At 55.2% G+C, this 3,547-nt stretch carries 2 rRNA genes; both read left to right on the top strand.

The window, feature by feature from the left end:
• Positions 1-241: 241 nt before the first annotated feature.
• A 23S ribosomal RNA gene (locus CH74_RS17335) occupies positions 242-3,135 on the top strand.
• A gap of 120 nt (positions 3,136-3,255) precedes the next feature.
• Positions 3,256-3,371 (top strand): 5S ribosomal RNA (gene rrf / locus CH74_RS17330).
• Positions 3,372-3,547 lie beyond the last annotated feature (176 nt).

Here is a 3,547-nt window from a genome sequence, read left to right as displayed (position 1 = left end):
AGCGGTTCGATCCCGCTAGGCTCCACCATTCGTTACCTGCCCCATTTCTGGGGTGCCCCAACAGTCAATCAACCAGTCCGCAGTCACAAGCCATGCCCTCGAAAGCAATCGAGATAAACTGGGCTTGTGACTGTCGATTGACAGTCGCTCTTTAACAACGTGAATCAAGCTGACAAATGTAAGGGATACGTGTACGCGTATCCGGCAATATGAATCGCGACCCGCCCCCTTGGGGTTATATGGTCAAGCGATTAAGCGCATACGGTGGATGCCTAGGCAGCCAGAGGCGATGAAGGACGTGACAGCCTGCGAAAAGGCTCGGTGAGGTGGCAAACAACCTGTGACCCGGGCATGTCCGAATGGGGAAACCCACTCATGCAAATGAGTATCCCGTCATGAATCCATAGTGACGGGAGGCGAACCGGGGGAACTGAAACATCTAAGTACCCCGAGGAACAGAAATCAACCGAGATTCCCCCAGTAGCGGCGAGCGACCGGGGAGCAGCCCTTAAGTCAGGTGCCTGATAGGCGAACCGATTGGGAAGTCGGACCATAGCGGGTGATAGTCCCGTAGCCGAAATCAACACCTGGTGAAAACGAGTAGGTCGGGGCACGTGAAACCTTGACTGAAGACGGGGGGACCATCCTCCAAGGCTAAATACTCCTGGCTGACCGATAGTGAACCAGTACCGTGAGGGAAAGGCGAAAAGAACCCCGGCGAGGGGAGTGAAATAGATCCTGAAACCGTATGCGTACAAGCAGTGGGAGCCGATTTATTCGGTGACCGCGTACCTTTTGTATAATGGGTCAGCGACTTATTTTCAGTGGCGAGCTTAACCGAATAGGGGAGGCGTAGGGAAACCGAGTCTTAACTGGGCGACCAGTCGCTGGGAATAGACCCGAAACCGGGCGATCTATCCATGGCCAGGGTGAAGGTTGAGTAACATCAACTGGAGGCCCGAACCCAAGTATGTTGAAAAATGCTGGGATGAGCTGTGGATCGGAGTGAAAGGCTAATCAAGCCCGGAGATAGCTGGTTCTCCTCGAAAGCTATTTAGGTAGCGCCTCACGTATCACCATCGGGGGTAGAGCACTGTTTCGGCTAGGGGCCCATCCCGGGTTACCAACCCGAGGCAAACTCCGAATACCGATGAGTGCAGCGTGGGAGACACACAGCGGGTGCTAACGTCCGTTGTGAAAAGGGAAACAACCCAGACCGTCAGCTAAGGTCCCCAAATGCTGGTTAAGTGGGAAACGAGGTGGGAAGGCGAAGACAGCTAGGAGGTTGGCTTAGAAGCAGCCATCCTTTAAAGAAAGCGTAATAGCTCACTAGTCGAGTCGGCCTGCGCGGAAGATGTAACGGGGCTAAACCAGCTACCGAAGCTACGGGTGAGTCTGTATTTTCGAATACGGATTCGCGGTAGAGGAGCGTCGTGTACGCCAATGAAGGTTCACTGGGAAGTGGGCTGGAGGTATCACGAGTGCGAATGCTGACATGAGTAACGATAAGGGATGTGAAAACCATCCCCGCCGGAAGACCAAGGGTTTCTGTTCGACGTCAATCGGAGCAGAGTGAGTCGGCCCCTAAGGCGAGGCCGAAAGGCGTAGTCGATGGGAAACGGGTTAATATTCCCGTACCGGTCATGATTGCGAGGGGGGACGAAGAAGGCTAGGTGAGCCAGGCGTTGGTTGTCCTGGTGAAAGTGCGTAGGCTGAGACGATAGGCAAATCCGTCGTTTCAAGGCCGAGACACGAGACGAACGAAGTACGCTTCGGAAGTCATTGATGCCCTGCTTCCAAGAAAAGCCTCTAAGCATCAGATCATGAGCGACCGTACCCCAAACCGACACAGGTGGTCAGGGTGAGAATCCTCAGGCGCTTGAGAGAACTCGGGTGAAGGAACTAGGCAAAATGGTGCCGTAACTTCGGGAGAAGGCACGCCGCTGTTATGTGAAGCCCCTCGCGGGTGAAGCAAAGAGCGGTCGAAGATACCAGGTGGCTGCAACTGTTTATTAAAAACACAGCACTCTGCTAACGCGTAAGCGGACGTATAGGGTGTGACGCCTGCCCGGTGCCGGAAGGTTAAGTGATGGTGTTAGCGCAAGCGAAGCACTTGATTGAAGCCCCGGTAAACGGCGGCCGTAACTATAACGGTCCTAAGGTAGCGAAATTCCTTGTCGGGTAAGTTCCGACCTGCACGAATGGCGTAATGATGGCCACGCTGTCTCCACCCGAGACTCAGTGAAATTGAAATCGCAGTGAAGATGCTGTGTACCCGCGGCTAGACGGAAAGACCCCGTGAACCTTTACTATAGCTTCACACTGGACGCTGATGTTGCTTGTGTAGGATAGCTGGGAGGCTTGGAAGCGGTCACGCTAGTGGTCGTGGAGCCAACCTTGAAATACCAGCCTGGCATCATTGGCGTTCTAACTCAGACCCGTTATCCGGGTCGAGGACCGTGTGTGGTGGGTAGTTTGACTGGGGCGGTCTCCTCCTAAAGCGTAACGGAGGAGCACGAAGGTACCCTCAGCACGGTTGGAAATCGTGCAGTGAGTGCAAGAGCATAAGGGTGCTTAACTGCGAGACAGACACGTCGAGCAGGTACGAAAGTAGGTTCTAGTGATCCGGTGGTTCTGTATGGAAGGGCCATCGCTCAACGGATAAAAGGTACTCCGGGGATAACAGGCTGATACCGCCCAAGAGTTCACATCGACGGCGGTGTTTGGCACCTCGATGTCGGCTCATCACATCCTGGGGCTGAAGTCGGTCCCAAGGGTATGGCTGTTCGCCATTTAAAGTGGTACGCGAGCTGGGTTTAGAACGTCGTGAGACAGTTCGGTCCCTATCTGCCGTGGGCGTTGGACGTTTGAGAAGAGCTGCTCCTAGTACGAGAGGACCGGAGTGGACGCACCGCTGGTGTTCGGGTTGTCATGCCCATGGCATTGCCCGGTAGCTAAGTGCGGATGGGATAACCGCTGAAAGCATCTAAGCGGGAAGCCCCCTTCAAGATGAGACGTCCCTGGAGCACAAGCTCCCTGAAGGACCCTCGAAGACGACGAGGTTGATAGGCGGGATGTGGACGCACCGCAAGGTGTTGAGCTAACCCGTACTAATGGTCCGTGAGGCTTGACCATATAACACCCAAGGGGGTGGGTCGGGATTCAGTGTTGCCGGGATACGCCATGGCGTATCGCCTTTTTTGTCGGCGGATTCAGGTTGTTGACGCAGCGGCGAGTGCCGCTGTCCCAGTTACGCCTGACGACCATAGCGAGCGGGTCCCACCTGACCCCATGCCGAACTCAGCAGTGAAACCGCTCAGCGCCGATGGTAGTGTGGGGTCTCCCCATGTGAGAGTAGGTCATCGTCAGGCATTTATTACGCCCAGCGAGGTGAGAACGTCACTCAGGGCTTTCCCCATGGACCCGTTTGTCGGGAACAAACGGGAACCGCTTTAGCGGGCCCGAAGGGTAAGTCTCAGGATGAGACGAATAAAGCCCCGGGATGCCGGCCAGCTCCTCGTCAGGCATCTATCCGAACCCCCGATCT

It is taken from the genome of Halomonas sp. PR-M31 (genome assembly GCF_001039575.1).
GTDB lineage: Bacteria > Pseudomonadota > Gammaproteobacteria > Pseudomonadales > Halomonadaceae > Modicisalibacter.
This window is presented reverse-complemented; position numbering and strand designations above follow the sequence as displayed.